Below are 20,794 nucleotides of genomic sequence, written 5' to 3' on the forward strand. Positions count from 1 at the left end.
ATGATTTTTCTAAATACTTACTGCTTTCTTAAACTGCATGCTATGTAGCTTGTGGTAAAAACCTTCCTGCTTTAGCAGCTCCTCATGCGTACCCATTTCCCGGATCTCGCCTTTATCCAGCACTATAATCTGGCTGGCTTTGCTGATGGTACTTAAACGGTGAGCTATTATAATGGAGGTACGGCCGGCAATCAGCTTGTCTATGGCCTGTTGGATCAGGAGTTCAGATTCGGTGTCCACAGAGGAGGTGGCCTCATCCAGGATCAGTATAGCAGGGTTATACAATAATGCGCGTACAAAAGAGATCAGCTGGCGCTGGCCCAGTGAAAGGGTGCTGCCTCTTTCCATTACCTGGTAGTCGTAGCCGCCCGGCAGCTGCATAATAAACTCGTGCATGCCTATGAGGCGGGCAGCCTGTTCCACCTGCTCCCGGCTAATAGCGTAATTACGCAGGGTAATGTTCTCATAAATGGAGCCGGAGAACAGGAACACATCCTGCAGCACCACCCCTATTTTACTGCGCAGCTCATCTAGCGCATAATCCTGTATGTTCACGTTATCCAGCTTTATCTGCCCTTTCTGGATCTCGTACAGGCGGTTCAGTATGCTGATAATGGTGGTTTTGCCGGAGCCGGTATGGCCCACAATGGCAATCGTTTCACCGGGTTTGGCATGGAAGGAAATGTCTTTCAGCACATAACGGTCTTCCGTGTATGCAAAGGATACATGATCAAACACAATATCGCCCTGCATGTTAGTGGCTTTCACTGTCCCGTTATCAGGTATATGCTCTTCGCTGTCCAGCACCTTAAATACACGCTCGCTGGCTACCATGCCCATTTGCAGGGTGTTAAACTTATCGGCCAGTATCCGCAGCGGGCGGAACAGCAGGTTCAGGTACATGATAAAAGCGATCATCACCCCCTGCGTTACTTCATAGCTCAGTACCTTGTTGGAGCCCCACCATACCATAAGGCCCAGGGAAATGGCCAGTATAATTTCCACCACCGGGTAAAATACGGAGTAGGCAAAAATGGCCTGTATATTGGCTTTGCGGTGTTCCTTGTTAATATTTTTAAAGCGGGCGTATTCCCTTTTTTCTGCAGAAAAGGCCTGCACTACCACCATACCGGTAATATGCTCCTGCACAAAAGCATTCAGTGCCGCTACGGCATTTCTTACGGCATGGAAAGATTTGTTCACGCTTTCCTTAAACATCCAGGTGGCAATGATCAGCACCGGGAAGGGCGATAAGCTGATGAGGGTTAAGCGCCAGTCTTCCGCAAACATCACTACCAGGATGGCTACGATCATCAGCAGATCAGCCACAATGGAAATAATGCCTTCGGAAAAAACGTCGTTAATAGCTTCTATATCGTTAATGGTGCGGGTAGTAAGGGTTCCGATGGGGGTTCTGTCAAAAAAGGAAAGGTTCAGGTGCACGATCTTTTTATACACTGCCACCCGCAGATCCTTTACTACAGACTGTCCCAGCCAGTTGGTAAGGTAAGAGAAAAAGAAGCGTACCACGGTTTCCACCAGCAGCAGTAGGATCTGGATAATGGTAATGGTTATCAGCATCTGCATCCACTGGCTGGTAATATATTTATCTACGGTAACCTGTATCAGGTAAGGGCGCAGGGGCGATAGTACCGCCAGCACAATGGTAAGCGCCATAGACAAGTAAAAGGAGCCTTTGTAAGGTACTGCAAAAGAGAAGAGGCGCCGTAACAAACTGAAGTCAAAAATCCGCTTGATTGTAAAATTCTCCATGGGTTATGCAAACCTACGGCTTTTTGCTTAAAAGTGGGTGAGTTGGGGTCCATGGTCGATGGTCCATAGTCCATTGCGTCCTACGTTTATAGGCTATACTTGTCAAGCAGGGCACCTGAAATGCCAACGGTCCACAGACCACGGTTTACTGCAGATATTGTATGGCAGTGAACTCTGTGCTGTGGACCGTTGTCCATCATCGATCATCCATGGTATACCACGCTAATCTACTATACGAATTAGGCTATGGACCATCGACTATGGACTATCTACTCACTATCTTATCATCCTTCATAATCTGCTTGTACGCCTTTATGAAAATAGCGCCCAGGTTCTTATGCGGGGGTACGTAATCGCTGAAAAGCTCTTTGTTGCGGGCGTCACCGGCAAAACGGGCGCTAAGGCTGGCCCACATTTTTACCCAGTCAACATTTTTACCGCTGCGGATCACCTCTTCCAGTGTACGGATAATAGGCTCGTTTACAAAGCGGGTACCTACCTGTTTGGAAGAAATAATGTGCGCATCCGGCGATTTCTGCAATACTACCGCCAGGTTATGATAACCGCCGCAGGAGCCCAGCACCACTATCTTGGCAGAGCTTTGCAGATTATCCAGCGTAGTATTTACATGGTAGCTATGGCCGCGGTGTATGAATACTGTTGGGTGAATATCTTTTTCGTCCAGGTAATCGCTCAGCTTTTGAATGGCTTCCTTATCCTTGGGCTCATCCAGCGGCAGGTTGGCAAAAATGGTAATGGGCTTGCCTTTTACAGAGGTAATGGTGGTCCAGGAGGGGCCTTTGCTCACTCTCCAGTCGCCGCCGGAAAAGCTGGTCATAAAGCTGGCATAAGATTCCTGGCCGTCTTTATCACCATAGAAAAATACCTGCTGGTAAACCGTACCGCTGTCGCTCACCAGGCCGCTGAAATCTACATAGTTCACCGGGGGCAGCTTAAACTTGGCCGCCATATCAGTAGCTTTGGTGGAGTCGCTGCCCTTGCTCACCTCTGTATCAAACAGGCTGGAAAGCAGCTCATAGATCACGGTACCGCGCTTATCACCTTTTTTAGATACAAACAGGTAGTTCTTTTTCACTTCCTCCCGCAAAAAGTCCAGCAGCTTGGGATCGCGGATACTGCCAAATGAGTTGGCTACATCCACCGCATCTTCCAGGTCCTCTGTTTTTTCCAGGCTGCTGATGTATTTTTTCATCAGGTAATTGGCATTTTCCGGCTCCATGGATTTCAGGAAGTTATCCAGGGTGTTAAAACCGGCTGCCATGGCAATGAACTTCTTAAAACGGTCAAAGCTTACTACCATCAGCAGGCTGTCGCCACGCGCAGGTTTCATGCGAGCCATCATCTGGTCGTACAAACCGGCGTTGTTATGGTTGGTGTAGCTGGAGGTAAATAATTCTTCCTGCCCGTTCACGATCAGGTAGTACAGCTCTTCCGGCGTAAAATCCTTTACCACGCGGAAGCGTACGGGCGCCGGTTCTTCGTGCAGGTCGTTCACCTCACGAATGTAGCGCAGAGAGCGGGCCTGCATATTTTCCATCATGGCTTTTAACCCCAGCGGATTCTGGCCATTACTTTTCTTTTGCTGTAATACAACAGAGGTTTTCACCATCTGCTTAAAGTAAGGATAGTCACTATCCACCACTGTTTCCAGGGAATCTATGCTCATAGAGCCGTCTATCAGCTCATCAATAAAAGGCAGTATACGGGTTGACTGGCCGGAGTTGCCGATCTTTACGATCAGCTGCACTACAGGGTCTTGGTTCTTTTTTATGGCAGTAGCTACCGGTGTGTAAGAGGTAGCATAGGTAAGCACCTGGTTAGGATATTTACGGGCCACAGCGGCTATTACAGAATCGGTTACCGGATAATCCAGGTAGTTGCCTATTTCCGCCATTACGGTTTCCAGGTTCTGAAAGGCGTATTTGCCGAACATAACGCCCCGGGCCTCTTTATAACCGGGGTTTTCCTTAAAGATCTCTATCAGGTTCTCGCCGGAGTTAAAGGAAAGCTCGCGGGCTATGGGCAGAATGCTTTCTCCCTTAATGTTAGCCTGCATCATATTCCTGTAGGCCTGTATTATAGCGGGGGCTTCTGCCGGGTCTATTTTATGGTAGGCGCGTTTATTATTGTAGTCGTGCAGCACGCTGTATAAGCCAGACAGGTAGCGGATCTTGAGGCGGTGATCCAGGGTGGTATCCCGTTCTATATCCAGCTGCATATCATCCACCTGTTTTATCAGGGCATTCGTTACCTGCAGGTTAATGGTCTGGTCGTCGGAAACTTTTACCAGGTCATCTGCCTTCCCGTCAAATTTAGCTGCTGCTGCCTGTTCTTTGTCTATGTTATCGTGAAAACCCTGGCGGCCGATAGGGATGTCTATCTTTTGCTCGCTCTGTCCATATACCACAGCGCCCTGTAAGGCAGCCAGGCATACGAGTATTAAAAATTTATTCATTTATAGCTATACTTTTCGCTTTCCCTTATAGCAAATTTACGACCAATTTCCTTACTGCCCCGCGGGACGGCTATTTTTAGATGGTTGTTGATGGCCAGAGTTTAATAAATTGCAGCCAGATGCTGCGTGCGGCATGACAGTTATAAATACTTGAACGTTTTAATATTAGAAGAATAGTATACTATGCAAACCTTTGTGAGCGATCTTTCCGGCGAGCACTTTCCTACCTCTCAAAAGGTAAGTGGCCGGTCTATTAAAAAAGAGCTGTTTGACCTGATCAGGAAAGATCATCCACACTTTAATATTAAATGCAGCCTGGCTATGCCGGAGCTGAACCATTACCGGCAGCAGTATTATGAAGCTTTTTTTGCCAAAGAGATCGGAGAGCTGACGGAGCTGGAAAAAACGGTGATGGAAAAACTGCGCGACCATGAAACCCTTACAGAGCAGCTGGAAGAAGACATGCAAAAAATACCGCTCACCTATGGGCAGCGGCTGGCGGATAAGATAGCCGATTTTGGCGGTAGCTGGACCTTCATAATGCTGTTCATGGGTTTTATACTGGCCTGGACGGGCGTAAATATTTACTGGCTTAGTAACAAAGGTTTTGACCCCTACCCTTTTATTTTACTGAACCTGCTGCTTAGCTGTGTGGCCGCGCTGCAGGCGCCCCTGATCATGATGAGCCAGAACCGGCAGGAGGAAAAAGACCGGCAGCGGGCTAAAAATGACTATATGATCAACCTGAAATCAGAGCTGGAAATACGTTTGCTGAATGAAAAAATAGACCGCATGGAGTTAAAACAGCAACAGAACGTGCTGGAGCTGCAACAGGGGCAGGTAGAGATGCTGAATGAGCTTACACATGCCCTGAAGCAATTGCATGGCAAAAACACCGATCATAACCAAAAGGATACAAATGTGCCTAAATAATAATGTAGCCCTGCCACCCTGTCCGGGTACCTGGAATTATCGTAACTTACAGTAGGCCAAACAGCCTGGTGACAACTAATTAACAATTAGATAATGTTAACTTAACGCAGCGGCTGTTTAATTTTGTGGCATCTTAATAAAGTGCAATTTTTATGATAGACCAAGCGGTAGTAGGTAAAATATTAGTGGTGGATGATGAATCGGATATACTGGAAATTATCAGCTACAACCTCAAATCAGCCGGGTACGATACCGTAACCGCCAAAGATGGAAGTGAAGCCATCCAGAAAGCCCGCATCTTCCGCCCCGACCTTATTATGCTGGATATTATGATGCCTAATAAGAATGGGATAGATACCTGCCGGGAGATCAGAAAAATACCTGAATTTAAAGATACCATGGTGCTGTTCCTCACAGCCCTGAATGATGAAAAGTCTGAAATAGACGGCCTGAATATGGGGGCCGATGATTACATAGCCAAACCCATTAAACCCAAATTACTGGTAAGCCGCATCAATGCCCTGTTCCGCCGCCTGCATAAAACAGAAGAAATGCAGATGCAGCTGGGAGACCTGATCATTGACCGCGAAAAATTCACCGTAACCTATAAAGGACAGGAAATAATACTGGCTAAAAAAGAGTTTGAGCTGCTGCAGCTGCTGGCATCCAAACCAGGCCGCGTGTTCCTGCGCAACGAGATCCTGAACCAGGTATGGGGTACCGAAGTAATTGTAGGCGACCGCACCATTGACGTACATATCCGTAAAATACGCCAGAAAATAGGAATTGACCTGGTAACCACCGTAAAGGGAGTAGGTTATAAGTTTGAAATGTAAGCCGGGCAGAAAGCGCAAAGCATAAAGCTGAAAGCTGCCTGCCGTTTGCTGATCTGCATTTTCATTAACCTATTTTATCCAACTCATTTATTTTCATATCAAATAGCAAGCAGCTTTTGGGTTTGTGCTTTCTGCTTTATGCTTTTTGCTTTGCGCCTTTAGCTTTATGCTTTCCGCTTCTAAAAAATTTACCTTAATTTCCCGTTATTACAATAATTACTCACTTTGGAGTATGTTTAAAGCAAAGAATTTATCGCCTCAAAAGCTGGCGGGATTTACAGCGCTTATTATTTCTGCCGTAATAGCGCTCGGTAGTTTGATCGCAGATGGTTCCTGGCAGGTAATGCTCACCGCCTTTATACTTACCTTCCTGGTTTCGTACTACCTGTACCTATACACGTTACAGAACTTTATTTACCGGAAAATAAAGCTCATTTACAAATTCATTTACCAGACCAAGGCATCCAAACGGGAGGAGTTCTTTAACAAGAACATACTGCCCCTGAAAACCATTGAGGAAGTAAGTGAGGATGTAGAGAAATGGGCTATCCAGAAAAAAGAGGAGCTGGATATTTTACGCCGCAACGAGGAGTTTCGCAAAGAGTTCCTGCTGAACCTGAGCCATGAGCTGAAAACACCCATTTTTGCCGTGCAGGGCTATATACATACCCTGCTGGATGGCGCTATAGACGATCCGAATGTGAACAAGGTATTCCTGAAAAACGCCACCAAAAATGTTGACCGCCTGTGCCATTTGCTGGATGACCTGGACGAAATATCCAAGCTGGAAAGCGGGGAAATGACCATTAACAAGGAAACCTTTGTGATCCAGGATATGATAAAGGATATTTTTGATACCCTTTCCCTGAAAGCCAATACCAAAGGCATTAAGTTCAATATTAAAAAAGGCTGCGAAGCACCGGTAGCTGTGCAGGCCGATAAGGAAAAGATCCGGCAGGTGCTTATGAACCTGGTGGATAATTCCATTAAATACGGTAAGAACGACGGGCATACCATTGCCAGCATTTATGTGATGGACGATAAGCAGGTGCTGGTGGAAATATCGGACGATGGCATTGGCATTTCTGAAGAACACCTGCCCCGGGTGTTTGAACGGTTTTACCGTACAGACCGCGCCCGCAGCCGCGATATTGGCGGCACCGGCCTGGGGCTGGCCATTGTAAAACACATTATAGAAGCCCACAACCAAACCATAAACGTACGCAGCAAACCGGAAATAGGCTCCACCTTCGGTTTTACCCTGGATACCGGAAGAGAATAATTTGCATATCTGCATATCTACACGTTATATTGTTGCTGGATGTCAACCAGGGACAAATATGATGACCACGTTCCTTTGCCGGGAGCAGCAGACCAGCTTGCCTGGCAGGCATTTACCCATGACAATGACCTGAGCTCCTTTGAATGGCTGTACCGGCACTTCATTCACACCTTACTGGATTACAGCTATAAAATATGCCTGGAAAAAGCGCTGGCAGAGGATGCCGTGCAAAATGTATTCACCTACCTGCTGCTGCACCGGCAGCAATTACCCCTGCCGCAATCCGTTAAATTCTACTTGCTGCGCTGCGTGCGTAATGAGCTGTTAAAGCTGCTGCGCAAACAGCAGCGGGAACAATTGTTTGAAACCGTGCTGCAGCTGGAACCAGCCACCACACAGCCGCCGGAGTTAGATGCTTTTTTACAGAAAGAGCAGCTGGCCGCCTTGCAGCAATATATTAACCGCTTACCAGCCCGGCAAAAAGAGATCATCTACCTGCGCTTTTTTCATGGGCTCAGCTATGCGGAAATTGCCGTAATAATGGAGATAGACCAGAAATCGGCCTACAAAACCGTGTATAAAGCGCTGGAAGCTCTGCGCCAGATAGTGCCGGGGCCCGCACTCGCCTGGTTATACTTACTCCTCCGTACCTCCTTTCATTAAATAGTATTCAAAGAATCCTCTCTTTTTTGAAAAAGATCCAATTCTAAAATTTTTTGAGATCCGGAGGGATAAAATCAGCGCTTCCGATACTCTGTGTAAAAATGCCCGGCCTGCATGAAAACAACTGCCGCCTATATAACATATACTGCCTGTGACCTGGCGCTGGACGATGATTTTATCCGCTGGGTAAAAACACCGGATGCGGCGGACAATAGCTTCTGGGAAAAATTCCTGGCCGATCATCCGCACAAAGCCACTACCCTGCGGGAAGCCCGTGCCCTGCTGCTGCACTACACCTTTACGCCGGCGCCGGTAGATGCGGTAGTAGTGGAAAACATCTGGCAGCAGCTGCAGCTTACACAGGAAAATATATCTCAGCGCAGCTCCCTGTTACGCAGGCTTGGCAAACAGTGGCGTTATGCAGCCGCTATATTGTTACTGATCACAGCCGGCATTTTCAGCTACCGCCATTTCAGGGCAGTAAACACCGTGGTAATAACCGGTGCCGGTGAAATGCGCCGCATTACTTTTGCAGATGGTTCACAGGTAGTGCTGAACCAGCAATCCCGCCTGCGGTATAATAACCGGCATCCCTATACGGTACAGCTGGAAGGCGAAGCCTATTTTACTATACAAAAAAGCGCCCATGCCCCTTTCACCGTACAATGCAGCCGGGGCAATATACAGGTGCTGGGTACCGCTTTTAATGTAAATACGCAGCAGCAGCTCTTAAAAGTAGTGCTGGAACAGGGCGCTGTGCAGGTAGTACCCGCTAACCCCAAGCTGCCTGCAAAAAAAATGCAGCCAGGGGAAATGGTTACGATGGATGCGCACGGACTACATACCAAACGCGTACACGCCGCATGGCACACGGCCTGGCGTAATAACCAGCTGCTGTTTTCCGACGCGCCGCTGGCAGAGATCTTCACTTACCTCACGGATGTTTACGGATGGCAATTTGTTATACAGGACCAGCTAACCCTGGGGAATAAACGTTTTAATGGCACTGCGCCGGCAAATGCCCCCGGCCAGCTGCTGGAAAAGATCAGCACCATTTATCAACTAAAGATGGAACGCCGTGCCGACACGGTATTTATCAGCAAAAGCAGCAAGCATTAGTTAGTACAACAACCGCAATTAATAAATATTCCAGTTATGAAGAACGTCTTTCACAAAAGATGCTCCGGGCGCTTATTTTTCCTGGGGTGCTGCCTGTGCTTTCAGCAGGCGGCCGCTGCCCAGGACCTTTCCTGGAACAGCCACGGGGAACAGCGCCAGGGCAAAACAGCGTCTAAAAGCATGCTGCTTACAGAAGCGCTATCCAACATTGCCAGCCGCTACCATGTTACTTTTGACTATGACAGTGAAGCCCTGCAGCAAAAACAGGTTACGGCTGAAAAGGTGCTGCAACACATCAGGAATAACCGCCAGTACACTACGCTGGATACGCTGTTAAAAGACCTGCTCTCCCCTTTTGGGATGAAGGTAAAGCAGTTTGGCAGCAGCAGCTATACCATCTATATCCCCGGAGCGCCGCCTGTGCAAAGGTTAAACAGCACCACTGCACCTGCTGCTCCCCTACCGGCTGATACCACTATCCAGGGCCGCATTGTATCTGCCGCAGACGGGCAGCCGCTGCCAGGTGTAAGCGTATTGGTAAAAGGCAGTAATAAAGGCGCAGTGTCTGATGCAGATGGTGTGTACCATTTACAGGTACCAGACCATAATGCCATTCTGCTGTATCAATACATTGGTTTTGATTCAAGGGAGCTGGCCGCTACGGATAAGGCAACCGCCATCGTGGCGCTGTCATCCGGCACCAGCTCACTTTCAGAAGTAGTGGTAACCGGTTATACCACGCAGCAAAAGAAAGATATTACCGGTTCCGTTGCAGTGGTGAATACTAAAGACCTGCTATCGGTACCGGCCGGCAACTTCGGACAGCAGCTGCAGGGCAGGGCAGCCGGTGTAACCGTTACCAGCAACGCAGCCCCGGGCGCCGGCGTATCCATGCGTATACGTGGTATTGGTACCATTAATGATAATGGCCCGCTGTATGTAATTGACGGGGTATCTACCCGCAGTCAAAGCCTGAACAGCTTAAACCCGAACGATATTGAATCCATACAGGTGCTGAAGGATGCTGCATCCGCCTCTATTTACGGCGCACAGGCCAGCAACGGCGTAGTGATCATCACCACTAAAAAAGGTAAGGCCGGCGTATCTAAAATATCTTACGATGCGTATTACGGTATGCAGTACCCCGGCAAAGGACCGGATCTGCTGAACACCAATGAATGGGCAAACCTGATCTGGACCGGCCTTAAAAATGCAGGCCAGGTAAGCGGCAACGGCAATCCCAATCATCCGCAGTTTGGCAATGGCGCGCAGCCGGTAGTGCCTTATTACATATTACCTGCCGGCAAAGCGCAGGGTACGGTGGATGAAAGTAAATACGACCTTAGCACCAACCAGATCGTAAAGGCTAACCAGGCAGGCACTAACTGGTATAAGGAAATATTTGCACCCGCTTCTATCCAGAACCACCAGCTTACCGGCAGCGGCGGTTCTGACAAAGGCAATTATGCTTTTGGGCTCAACTATTTTAACCAGCAGGGTATTTTAAAGTACACCAACTTCAAACGTTACTCCGCCCGCATTAATACGGCGCTGAATGTAAAGGAGCATATCCGTTTTGGGGAGAACCTGCAGGTATCCTTCACAGAGTCTACCGGCGGGGATTATGCCAGCGGGGAAGGCAATGCCATTGTAAATGCCATGCGCCTGCCGCCCATTATACCGGTGTATGATATTGACGGCAATTTTGCCGGTACCCGCGGGGCGGGGTTGGGCAATGCTTCTAACCCCTATGCAATGTTATACCGCGGTAAGGATAATAAAACAAAAGGCTTCCGCGCATTCGGTAATGCCTATACGGAAATTACATTGCTGAAGGGATTGCAGTTCAAATCCAGCTTTGGTATTGATTATACCAACAGCACCGGCTATAGCTTCTCCTACCTGAACCCGGAACATTCAGAGCCTGCGGCCAATAACTCTTTCAACGAATCATCCAACTACAACCTGCGCTGGGTATTTACCAACACGCTCAATTATAAAAGGAACTTTGGTTATCATTCGCTGAACGTCTTATTAGGCACAGAAGCCATTTCAGAAAATGGCCGTAACCTGAAAGCCGGGCGCTTTAATTATTTCAGCACATCGCCGCTTGTATGGGACCTGAATAATGGCGATCCCAGTACACAAACCAACGGCAGCAACCGTACGCAAACGGCGCTGGCATCTATGTTCGGGCGGGTTGATTATGCTTACCATGATAAATACCTGTTTACCGGCATCCTGCGCCGGGATGGGGTTTCCCGCTTTGCGCCGGACCACCGTTATGGTATTTTCCCTGCTGCCAGTGTGGGATGGCGTTTGTCTGAAGAGCCTTTCCTGAAATCCGTAACCTGGATAGATGAGCTGAAGCTGCGCGCCGGTGTGGGCGCTACGGGCAACCAGGAAATTCCGCGTGCATATAACTACGCCTATGAATACGGCACCAGCCCCGGTACCTCCAACTATGACCTGGGCGGTACCAGCAACAGCACCGTGATCGGGTATTACCTGGCTAACCTAGGCAATCCTGAAACCGTATGGGAATCTACGGTAATGACCAACATTGGCCTGGACCTTACCATTCTCAATGGCCGTATGGAGCTGAATGCAGAAGTATATGACCGCCGCACCAACGGCATGCTTACCCAGCCTCAGCTTACTGCGCTGGCCGGCCGTGCTAATGCGCCCTTTGTGAACATTGGCGATATGAAGAATACCGGGATAGACCTGAACCTGAACTACCACGATAAAATAGGCGGTGACCTCCGCTATGAAGTGGGCGTTACTTTCAGCCACTATAAAAATGAAGTGCTTCGTTTAGGCGATAGCGGTACAGAGCAGATCTTCAGCGGCGGCACCCGTTACGGCACCATTACACTTACCCAGAAAGGGCAGCCCGTATCCATGTTCTATGGCTACCAGATAGAAGGCATTTTCCAGAATGAGAACGAAGTAAAAACGCATGCCCTGCAAACCGGTATGGATAAAAATAACCCGGCCAAGTTTGTAGGAAAATATAAGCTGAAAGATGTGAATGGCGACGGCGTAGTAACCCTGAACGACCGTACCTTCATTGGCAATCCGCATCCTGATTTTACCTATGGCTTTAACCTTAGCCTGGCCTGGCATAACTTTGATCTGAACCTGTACCTATATGGCTCTCAGGGCAACGATATTTACAACATCACCAAGTATTATACAGACTTCCAGACCTTTGCCGGTAACCGCAGCAAGCGCATGCTATATGATTCCTGGCGGCCGGATAATCCCAATGCAAAACTCCCTATACTGGATGCTAATGATAACATCAGCAACGGCATTTCCCACAGCTATTATATAGAGAACGGCTCTTACCTGCGCGCGAAGAATCTGCAGATCGGTTATACACTGCCGGCATCCCTTCTGAAAAAAGCAAAAATAGATCAGCTGCGCCTGTATGTGCAGGCCACCAACCTGTTCACCATCACCGGTTACAGCGGCCTGGACCCGGATATTATGAATGCCGATTTTGGCGGCAGTGGAGATCTGAACAAAGGTGTGGATTATGGTTTTTATCCCAACTCCCGGCAGGTGCTGGTGGGTATTTCACTTACTTTTTAATGTGTATGGTTATGCAACAGTTTTTCAAACATCATAAAATAGCGCTCATTAGCGGCCTGTGTATTTTGCTGTTTTGCCACGTGCAATGCTCTGATGGTTTTTTAGATAAGCAGCCGCTTTCACTGGACCAAACAGCGCTGGCCAATAAAAAAGGGGTAAATGCCATCCTCATAGGCGCCTACTCACTGCTGGAAGGCAGGGGCGCAGGAGGCAGCTACGAGAACACCACCTCCAACTGGAGCTTTGGCAGCATACGCGGCGGGGATGCTCATAAAGGCGCAGATCCCAGCAGCCAGCCGGATATTAATAACATTGAAAGATATGAATCCAACCCAACGGATAATTATTACCTGGGTAAATGGCGTACCATATACGAAGGGGTGGTACGGGCCAATAATACGCTGAAAGTATTACGCCTGGTGAATGATATGACGGACGATGAAAAGAAGAACGTAACGGCGCAGGCACGCTTTCTGCGGGCCTTTTACCATTTTGAAGCCAAAAAGCTATGGAATAACGTGCCTTACCTGAGCGATAGCCTTACAGACCTGAACCCGAAGATCCCCAACAACCGGGACATTTGGCCGGATATTGTTGCCGACCTGCAGTTTGCTGCCGATAACCTGCCGGAAACACAGGATATGATAGGGCGGGTAAACAAATGGGCCGCCACCGCCTTCCTGGCAAAAGCGTATATGTACCAGCGTAAGTTTGCAGAAGCTAAACCTTTAATAGAAGCGGTACTCACCAGTGGTAAAAATTCCCGTGGCGTTAAGTACCAGCTGAACAACTGTTTCCAGGACAACTTTAACCCCGCTACCAAGAACAGCCCGGAAGCCATCCTGGAAGCGCAAACCTCTGTAAACGACGGTGCAAACGGCGCCAATGGTAATTCGGATGTGCTCAACTACCCTTACACCGGCGGCCCGGGTAAATGTTGCGGCACTTTTCAGCCCAGCCAGGACCTGGTAAATTCCTATAAAACAGATGTGAACGGGTTACCGCTGTTAGTGAACTATGGCGATGAAGATGTGAAGAACGATGAAGGTATTCCTTCCGACCAGCCGTTCACGCCTTACACCGGCCAGCTGGATCCGCGGGTAGACTGGACCGTAGGCCGCCGGGGCATTCCCTACCTGGACTGGGGTCCGCACCCGGGCGCTGCCTGGATCCGTAACCAGGCCTATGCCGGCCCTTACAGCCCTAAAAAGAATGTGTATTATAAAGAGCAGCAGGGCAAATTCTCCGATGCATCCAGCCCTACCGCTGTGGCCAACAACATTAAGCTGCTGCGGCTGGCAGAAGTGATCCTGTGGGCCGCAGAATGCGAAGCGGAAATTGGCGATCCGGATAAAGCCCGCAGCTACGTGAACCAGCTGCGCACCCGCGCCCGCAACGGCTGTTATGTACAGCAGCCGGATGGCACGCCGGCCGCAGATTATCATGTGGATATTTACCAGGCACCCTGGACATCCCGCACTGACGCACTGAAGGCTATACGTTTTGAGAACAAGCTGGAGCTGGCCATGGAAGGGCACCGCTTTTTTGACCTGGTACGCTGGGGTATTGCCGATACAGAATTGAATGCCTACCTGGCTAAAGAATCCATTAAAAGAGTATATCTTAAAGGCGCCACGTTCACCAAAAATGAAGATGAATATTACCCAATTCCTCAAACAGAGATCCAGAACAGTTATGTGAACGGGCAGGCAACGCTGCAGCAGAACCCGGGATACAAGTAGAATTACGAATTGTTCAATTACAAATTACGAAATGCGAAGCATTCACGAATGCCATTGAAAATAAATTATGATGTGAGTAATTAGAATGCAGCGGAGATTGTGTTGTGTATAAAACGGTGAAGTGATTGTTTTATTAAACAGGAATATAAACTAACAGTAATGAATATACGGAAACAAATTAGCAGGTCAATTATGCTGGCGGTAACGCTGCCTTTTTTAATGCCGGCAAAACCGGCACTGGCGCAGCAGGCCAATAGTTATGACATTTGTGTGTACGGCGGCACGGCAGCCGGGGTAATAGCCGCTTATACAGCGCAGAAAATGGGTAAAACCGTACTGCTTGTTGAACCGGGTACGCACCTGGGCGGTATGACCACCGGCGGATTAGGTTATACGGATATTGGTAACAAATACGCCATCAGCGGGCTGGCGCGGGATTTTTACCGGCGCATAGGGCAGCACTATGGTAAGTTTGAACAATGGGTCTTTGAGCCGCATGTAGCGGAGGATATTATTAAAAGCTACATCCAAAAGGGAAAGGTACCGGTGTTATATCACTACTACATTACTAATGCCGCTAAAGAGCAGGGCAACCTGCAATCCATTACGCTTACCAAAGTAAGCGGCACCGGCGCTGCACAGCGCACCATACAGGCCAAAATGTTTATTGACTGCAGCTATGAGGGCGATCTGATGGCCAAAGCAGGCGTAAGCTATACAGTAGGGCGCGAAGCCAACAGCCAGTACCAGGAAACCTACAACGGCGTACAGCTGCTGAACAAACACCAGTTTGCCGATGGGGTAGACCCTTATAAAATACCCGGCAAGCCGGAAAGCGGTCTGGTATGGGGTATTAGCCCTACGCCGGTAGCAGAGCATGGCAGCGGCGATAAAAAGGTGCAGGCCTATAATTATCGTATATGCCTTACCGATGATCCGGATAACCTGGTACCTATTACCAAACCGGATAATTATGATTCCACGCAGTTTGAGCTGGTGCTCCGCTACATGCAAAAAACGCCCTGGACCAGCCTTTGGAACGGCCTTAAGTTTGACCTGATGCCTAACCATAAAACAGACATCAACAACAACGGTCCTATTTCAACAGACATGATAGGCATGAACTATGATTACCCGGAAGCTGATTATGCCACCCGGCAAAAGATCATTAAAATGCATGAGGACTATAACAAAGGCCTGCTGTACTTCCTGGGGCATGATACGCGCGTGCCTGCCAACATACGCCAGCTCATGTTAAAATGGGGCTACCCTAAAGATGAATATACCGATAATGGCAACTGGAGCTTTCAGCTTTATGTACGGGAAGCGCGCCGCATGGTAGGTGATTATGTAATGACGCAGGCTAACTGCGAAGGGCATGCTCAAGTGCAGGATGGCATTGGCATGGCAGCATACACCATGGATTCACACAACTGCCAGCGTGTAGTGGTGAACGGTATGGTAAAAAATGAAGGCGATGTGCAGATGGGCACACCCGGTCCCTACCCCATTAGCTACCGTTCCTTAATACCTAAAGCCAGCGAATGCAAAAACCTGCTGGTGCCGGTTTGCTTATCCGCCACACATATTGCCTATGGCTCTATCCGTATGGAACCGGTGTTTATGGTGCTGGGCCAGTCATCTGCCGCAGCAGCAGTAATGGCTATTAATAACAAACAGGCTATTCAGGATATTGATGTTAGCGCCTTGCAGCAAAAGCTGAAACAGGATCCACTGGCAGATGGCAGCATACCTGAAGTGCTGGTAGACGATACTGACACTGCTTATGTAAAACGCATAGGCAGCTGGCAAAAAATTAAAGCGCCCGGTAACTATGGCATGTCGGTGCTGAATGCTACCGGCGCAAATAACAGTGTGCGGTTTACCCCGCCCATGCAGCATAACGGGCGTTATACTATTTACTATTACAATATTCACCAGAAAGAGAAAGCGCCTACCGCTGTATTTACCATTACCGCCGGCAGTGAAAAGAAAACAGTTACGCTGCCCCTGCAGGAAGAAGGGAATGAATGGCTGCCGCTGGGCACTTTTGAATATAAGAATGGAGCCCCTTATTATGTGGATATCAGCCTGCCACCTGGTACGCAGGGCAACCTGATGGCAGATGCATTGTTGTTTGTACCGAAGAAATAATGTGCTGATCTGTTAATATGCAAATGTGCCGGGAAGCTTGCTTTGCCGGCACATTTGCATTTAAAACCTGAACTGCAGGCGGCAGGTAAATACATTATCCGCCACATCTTTAGTATACCCCTGCAGGTCGGTAGCTTCATTACGCACCAGGTCGTACCAGAGGGTGAGCTTCAGGTGCTCGTTCACGTAGTATAAATAACCGCCGCCAAAAGTATCAAACCGTATATCCGCTTCCGTAGTATTGCTGTTAGCCTGCCCTATCTGGTGACCATGCAGCTCATTGTTGGGATCATAAAAATCATACTTCAGCGCCAGCTGGTGCTGCTCACTGCCCAGGTGCTGTAAAAAATAAACATAAGCTCCATTGAACTTACGGATGTATAACGGCTGGCGATGCCCTGCAGCATCTACCGGGATCACTCCCGGTGTTTCACTGCTGGCAGCAGTAGCGGTTTGGGTGCCGCGTATATATTCAGCCCTAAGCTCTGTAAATCCTTTCCGGTTAGGGATCCTCCATTGCACATCTGCGCCATAATAATGGCGGGGCGCTATTTTGCCTTCATTGGCAGCTGTGGAATCAATATTAAAACCAGCGGCGCCGTTTGACCGGTAAATATATTTTGTGAACTGCTGCATACCGCCGTACAGGCAGGAGATACCGGCGGAGAGCCGCATACCGCCTGCATTCAGCTTTACCGGTTTCAGTGATATACGAGTAATGAGGTCTTTGTGACTATCAAAATCCGTGGTACCGGAAAGACCCTGCCCGTTAAAAAAGCCGGCATCTATTTTTATATAGCGTAAGGGATGGCTTTTACGGCGGGGCTCAAAGCTAAGCATGGCGCCCAGGTCACGCTCCGTTTTCATCAGCAGCTGCGACATACGCCCTCTTTCCGGGCTTTCCCTATCGGCGGAAGCCAGGTTCACCTCATACCCAAAAGGCCGGGCAAACATACCGGCGGAAATGGATAGCACATCCCACTTATTTTCAAAGAAACGGCCGTAAAAATCACGGATAAATACCCCTCTCTCCGATCCGTCAAACTGGAAAGCAAACAGCACAACCGGCATGTGGTTATCATTATCCCGTTCATAGTCTACCCGCAGACGGCCCCTGCGTAAGGTAAAACGGTTATCAACCGCAGCAGGGAAATCGCCTCCGGCAAAGCCTTTAGCGCCTTTGCCGCTGCTATACTGGAACTGGGGTTGTATATAACCGCTAAAGCGCAGCGCATCGTACTTCTTGTACATGGAAAACATGCCCTTACCCAATTCGGTAGTGGTATCTATCATATCCATCAGGAACTGAGCCCTGGCGGCAGTGGCAGACAGTAACAGGAACAGGCATAACGCCGTCAGGCGCCTCGAAATTCGCATGTTGATAGCTATTTGGGGGCAAATGTAACAGAAACCTTTAAAACTGGAAATAGATCGGGATCATGGGCTGGGTGGATTTTACCTGGATCAGCAGCCAGATGAACACTACCATAATGGCCACGCTGCCCCATACAGGTACCCGCGCCATGGTTTTTTCCATCACCTGCTGGCCGCCGGAAGCCGTTACAAAATGCAGCACAAAACCCAGCAGCATTAAGGCAAATACAGCGGTATAACCCTGATACAGATCATACCAGATACCAGGCTGAAAGTCGTATGCGATCTGGTGTATCAGCGCCCAGGCATCGTGAAAGGAAGATGCCTTAAAAAAGATCCAGCAGAAACATACAAAGTGGAAAGTAATGAGAATGCCCAGCACTTTAAAAAAGTACTTGCTAAAACCGGTGTACACCTTACCGGTCTTTTTCAGCCAGTCTATCCTTACTTTATCAAGCCCCAGGGCCACGCCATGCAGGCCGCCCCAGAAAATAAAATTCCAGCTGGCCCCGTGCCAGAAACCGCCTATCAGCATGGTCAGCGCCAGGTTCACATACTGGCGCACCCTGCCCTTACGGTTACCACCCAGCGGAATATACAGGTAATCGCGCAGCCAGGAGGAAAGGGAGATATGCCATCTGCGCCAGAACTCTGTAATGCTGGCGCTCTGGTAAGGCGTGGCAAAGTTGGGTGGTATTTTAAAACCGGTCCAGCGGGCAATACCAATGGCCATATCAGAGTAGCCGGAAAAATCGCAGTAGATCACCAATGCGTAACCATATACGCCCAGCAGGCATTCCAGGCCGGTGTGCTTGGAAGGATCGTCAAAAATGTATTGTACAAAATTGAGGTAAATGAAATCCGATATTACGATCTTCTTAAACAGTCCGCTGATAATAAGGTACATGCCGGTGCCTATATCCTCCCGGTCCAGCACATAAGGCTGGGATATTTGCGGAATAAAGTCTGCCGCCCGCACAATAGGCCCCATCATGAGCTTGGGAAAAAAGGAAAGGAAGAACAGGTAATCCATAAAATTGTCCACTGGCGGAAACTCCTTACGGTACACATCTATGGTATAGCTCAGGTTCTCGAACGTATAAAAGGAGATCCCGATAGGCAGCAGCAAATGCAAAGGGCGTATATGCCCGGCCGTTACCTCGTTCACAATGCCGATAAAGAAATCAGTATACTTAAAATAGAACAGCAGTCCTATGTTAATGACAATGCTGAACACCAGCAGGAACACGCGCAATGATCGCTGCTGCGCGCGGTAGATCCACCGGGAAAGATTAAAATCCACGATGGCCGATAAGATCACCAGCCCTACATAAAACCCGCAGGCTTTGTAAAAAAAGTATAAGGAGAACAGGGTAAAAACCCATACCCGCCCGGTTTTGCTGCCGGATACCGCCAGGTAGCAGAACAGGAAAATGGCAAAGTAATAAAAGAAAAATGCGCTGTTGAACAGTACAGGATCCTTAGGATCGTACAACAAGGTTGACAACAGTTTAGTAACATCAATCATTTAAACGGTTCAATTTAACGGTCTTATTACTTCTTATCTCCGGTCCAGGTACAGGGCGTATGAGCGGCGCAGCGCTTCATACAGCAAGCGTCCCTGCAGCTGGTAACCCCTTGCGCTGAAATGAATATGATCAGGCGCCCAGGCGCCGGCAAAGCTGCTTTTCATAGCTTTATTCACCGCATTAAAATTCCAGTAGGCCAGCCCATGCTCACGGCTGTAATCGATCAGCAGCTGCGTAACCATGTTAATGGCCGGATTAGGATAGAAATTAATGCGGTAATAGGTGCGGTACTTTTTACCTGCCTTTTTCCTGAACGCCTTTTTGGATGTGCGCATGCAATCCGGGGGCGTGGTCAGTAAAATATTCACATTGGGTAGCTGCTCTTTTATTAAACGCACTGCATTATCCACCTGATCGCGGATGGCCGCTGCTCCCAGGCCGCTGTATGCTTCATTGGTGCCCAGTGAAATGATCACCAGCTGCGGCTGCAGCGCCTGACATTGTGCGGCCAGCGTATTATCTATTTCCACGTAATGCTGGTACTGCGCGCCATTAATACCAATGGCATGGTACAGGATGCCGTTATGCCCGTTCTGCAGAATAGCGCCATAGAACCTGAAAATGGTGCTGCCATTATCTTCCCAGCGTGTCTGGAAAGTAGACATAGGCTGCGAAAAGTTTAAGGTAGCCCTGCTTAACGTAGGCGAACCGGGATAGGGCGCCGGCATTACCGTTACTTCCGCTCCCGGCGTTTGTACACTTACATCAGTTGTTCCTGCATCAAAAAACAATTGCGCCTGCGTTACCTCATCTTCCATCCCGTTATCGCCCCGGCCGTTGAAAGCCAGTGTGGGCGCGGCGCTTTGTGAATAGATCACAATACCTCCGGGTCCCGGCTCCTGGTCTTTATGCTTATCTATGATCCTGTCTGTCTGCCATCTTACCGTACTATTCCAGCGGTAATCATCCGGCCCATTGGTGCCTGCCAGGTTATAGGGGAATACCCATCCACGGCCGGCATTGCCAAACTGCTGCTGCAGCGCTCCACCTGTGGCAACCGGGAAAAAGCCTGCCTGTATATGAGAATCACCCAGGTGTAATATGCTTACCACATTGCTATCTACCTGGTTCAGCGCTGCAAAAAATCGGTACAGGGCAGTATCCTGCTGTATGATATTATTGGACGCAGTTGTTGCTGCGGCGTGTTGCGCCACTGCATCAACTGTTACCAACAGTACTCCAATGAAAAAAACCAGCACCTTCGCGCTCTTACCCTTACTGTCCATGAATAAAACCAAATATGCTTTTACAAG

Annotated in this window: 13 protein-coding genes; 8 read left to right on the forward strand and 5 right to left on the reverse strand. The window is 48.7% G+C overall.

The window, feature by feature from the left end; all coding sequences use genetic code 11:
- Positions 1-9: 9 nt before the first annotated feature.
- Together BMZ54_RS29555 and BMZ54_RS29560 are read right to left on the reverse strand one after the other, a co-directional pair.
- Positions 10-1,773: an ABC transporter ATP-binding protein gene (locus BMZ54_RS29555; RefSeq protein WP_089920347.1), complete on the reverse strand. Its 1,764-nt coding sequence runs from the start codon at positions 1,771-1,773 to the stop codon at positions 10-12.
- Positions 1,774-2,038: 265 nt separating this feature from the next.
- On the reverse strand, positions 2,039-4,249 hold the full coding sequence (locus BMZ54_RS29560; RefSeq protein ID WP_089920349.1) for a hypothetical protein: 2,211 nt from the start codon (positions 4,247-4,249) through the stop codon (positions 2,039-2,041).
- Between the two features lie 183 nt (positions 4,250-4,432).
- Here BMZ54_RS29560 and BMZ54_RS29565 point away from each other — a divergent pair, with 183 nt between their 5' ends.
- The 8 genes from BMZ54_RS29565 (at position 4,433) to BMZ54_RS29600 (ending at position 16,578) form a co-directional block, all read left to right on the forward strand.
- Positions 4,433-5,182, forward strand: coding sequence for a DUF1003 domain-containing protein (locus tag BMZ54_RS29565; RefSeq protein WP_089920351.1), 750 nt, complete (start codon positions 4,433-4,435; stop codon positions 5,180-5,182).
- Positions 5,183-5,334: 152 nt separating this feature from the next.
- Positions 5,335-6,018, forward strand: coding sequence for a response regulator transcription factor (locus BMZ54_RS29570; protein ID WP_089920354.1), 684 nt, complete (start codon positions 5,335-5,337; stop codon positions 6,016-6,018).
- A gap of 232 nt (positions 6,019-6,250) precedes the next feature.
- The gene (locus BMZ54_RS29575) at positions 6,251-7,300 is read left to right on the forward strand and encodes a sensor histidine kinase (RefSeq protein ID WP_089920355.1); all 1,050 of its coding nucleotides are present in this window, start codon (positions 6,251-6,253) and stop codon (positions 7,298-7,300) included.
- A gap of 39 nt (positions 7,301-7,339) precedes the next feature.
- The gene (locus tag BMZ54_RS29580; protein WP_089920357.1) at positions 7,340-7,963 is read left to right on the forward strand and encodes an RNA polymerase sigma factor; all 624 of its coding nucleotides are present in this window, start codon (positions 7,340-7,342) and stop codon (positions 7,961-7,963) included.
- 114 nt (positions 7,964-8,077) lie between these two features.
- Positions 8,078-9,082, forward strand: coding sequence for a FecR family protein (locus tag BMZ54_RS29585; protein WP_089920358.1), 1,005 nt, complete (start codon positions 8,078-8,080; stop codon positions 9,080-9,082).
- A 36-nt stretch (positions 9,083-9,118) separates the two neighbouring features.
- Positions 9,119-12,682, forward strand: a complete 3,564-nt coding sequence (locus BMZ54_RS29590; RefSeq protein WP_089920360.1) for a SusC/RagA family TonB-linked outer membrane protein — start codon at positions 9,119-9,121, stop codon at positions 12,680-12,682.
- 11 nt (positions 12,683-12,693) lie between these two features.
- Positions 12,694-14,424 (forward strand): RagB/SusD family nutrient uptake outer membrane protein, encoded by a 1,731-nt coding sequence (locus BMZ54_RS29595; RefSeq protein WP_089920363.1) that lies wholly within the window; start codon positions 12,694-12,696, stop codon positions 14,422-14,424.
- A 159-nt stretch (positions 14,425-14,583) separates the two neighbouring features.
- On the forward strand, positions 14,584-16,578 hold the full coding sequence (locus BMZ54_RS29600; RefSeq protein WP_202909392.1) for an FAD-dependent oxidoreductase: 1,995 nt from the start codon (positions 14,584-14,586) through the stop codon (positions 16,576-16,578).
- Positions 16,579-16,638: 60 nt separating this feature from the next.
- Here the strand turns inward: BMZ54_RS29600 and BMZ54_RS29605 are convergent, their stop codons facing one another.
- The 3 genes from BMZ54_RS29605 to BMZ54_RS29615 are packed head-to-tail and all read right to left on the reverse strand — an operon-like array spanning position 16,639 to position 20,767.
- Positions 16,639-17,955: a porin gene (locus BMZ54_RS29605; RefSeq protein WP_238386723.1), complete on the reverse strand. Its 1,317-nt coding sequence runs from the start codon at positions 17,953-17,955 to the stop codon at positions 16,639-16,641.
- Positions 17,956-17,992: 37 nt separating this feature from the next.
- Positions 17,993-19,480, reverse strand: a complete 1,488-nt coding sequence (locus tag BMZ54_RS29610; RefSeq protein ID WP_089920370.1) for an MBOAT family O-acyltransferase — start codon at positions 19,478-19,480, stop codon at positions 17,993-17,995.
- Positions 19,481-19,513: 33 nt separating this feature from the next.
- Complete coding sequence (locus tag BMZ54_RS29615) at positions 19,514-20,767, reverse strand: GDSL-type esterase/lipase family protein (RefSeq protein ID WP_162277700.1); 1,254 nt, start codon at positions 20,765-20,767, stop codon at positions 19,514-19,516.
- Positions 20,768-20,794: the final 27 nt, after the last annotated feature.

The sequence above is a fragment of the Chitinophaga rupis genome (assembly GCF_900109685.1).
Taxonomy (GTDB): Bacteria; Bacteroidota; Bacteroidia; order Chitinophagales; family Chitinophagaceae; genus Chitinophaga; species Chitinophaga rupis.

Excerpts from the sequence above, each read along its gene's own strand:
- BMZ54_RS29565 (WP_089920351.1), top strand. The coding sequence starts at position 4,433 with ATGCAAACCTTTGTGAGCGATCTTTCCGGCGAGCACTTTCCTACCTCT.
- BMZ54_RS29560 (WP_089920349.1), bottom strand. The coding sequence starts at position 4,249 with ATGAATAAATTTTTAATACTCGTATGCCTGGCTGCCTTACAGGGCGCT.
- BMZ54_RS29555 (WP_089920347.1), bottom strand. The coding sequence starts at position 1,773 with ATGGAGAATTTTACAATCAAGCGGATTTTTGACTTCAGTTTGTTACGG.
- BMZ54_RS29595 (WP_089920363.1), top strand. The coding sequence starts at position 12,694 with ATGCAACAGTTTTTCAAACATCATAAAATAGCGCTCATTAGCGGCCTG.
- BMZ54_RS29590 (WP_089920360.1), top strand. The coding sequence starts at position 9,119 with ATGAAGAACGTCTTTCACAAAAGATGCTCCGGGCGCTTATTTTTCCTG.
- BMZ54_RS29610 (WP_089920370.1), bottom strand. The coding sequence starts at position 19,480 with ATGATTGATGTTACTAAACTGTTGTCAACCTTGTTGTACGATCCTAAG.
- BMZ54_RS29585 (WP_089920358.1), top strand. The coding sequence starts at position 8,078 with ATGAAAACAACTGCCGCCTATATAACATATACTGCCTGTGACCTGGCG.
- BMZ54_RS29575 (WP_089920355.1), top strand. The coding sequence starts at position 6,251 with ATGTTTAAAGCAAAGAATTTATCGCCTCAAAAGCTGGCGGGATTTACA.
- BMZ54_RS29615 (WP_162277700.1), bottom strand. The coding sequence starts at position 20,767 with ATGGACAGTAAGGGTAAGAGCGCGAAGGTGCTGGTTTTTTTCATTGGA.
- BMZ54_RS29605 (WP_238386723.1), bottom strand. The coding sequence starts at position 17,955 with ATGCGAATTTCGAGGCGCCTGACGGCGTTATGCCTGTTCCTGTTACTG.
- BMZ54_RS29580 (WP_089920357.1), top strand. The coding sequence starts at position 7,340 with ATGTCAACCAGGGACAAATATGATGACCACGTTCCTTTGCCGGGAGCA.
- BMZ54_RS29600 (WP_202909392.1), top strand. The coding sequence starts at position 14,584 with ATGAATATACGGAAACAAATTAGCAGGTCAATTATGCTGGCGGTAACG.
- BMZ54_RS29570 (WP_089920354.1), top strand. The coding sequence starts at position 5,335 with ATGATAGACCAAGCGGTAGTAGGTAAAATATTAGTGGTGGATGATGAA.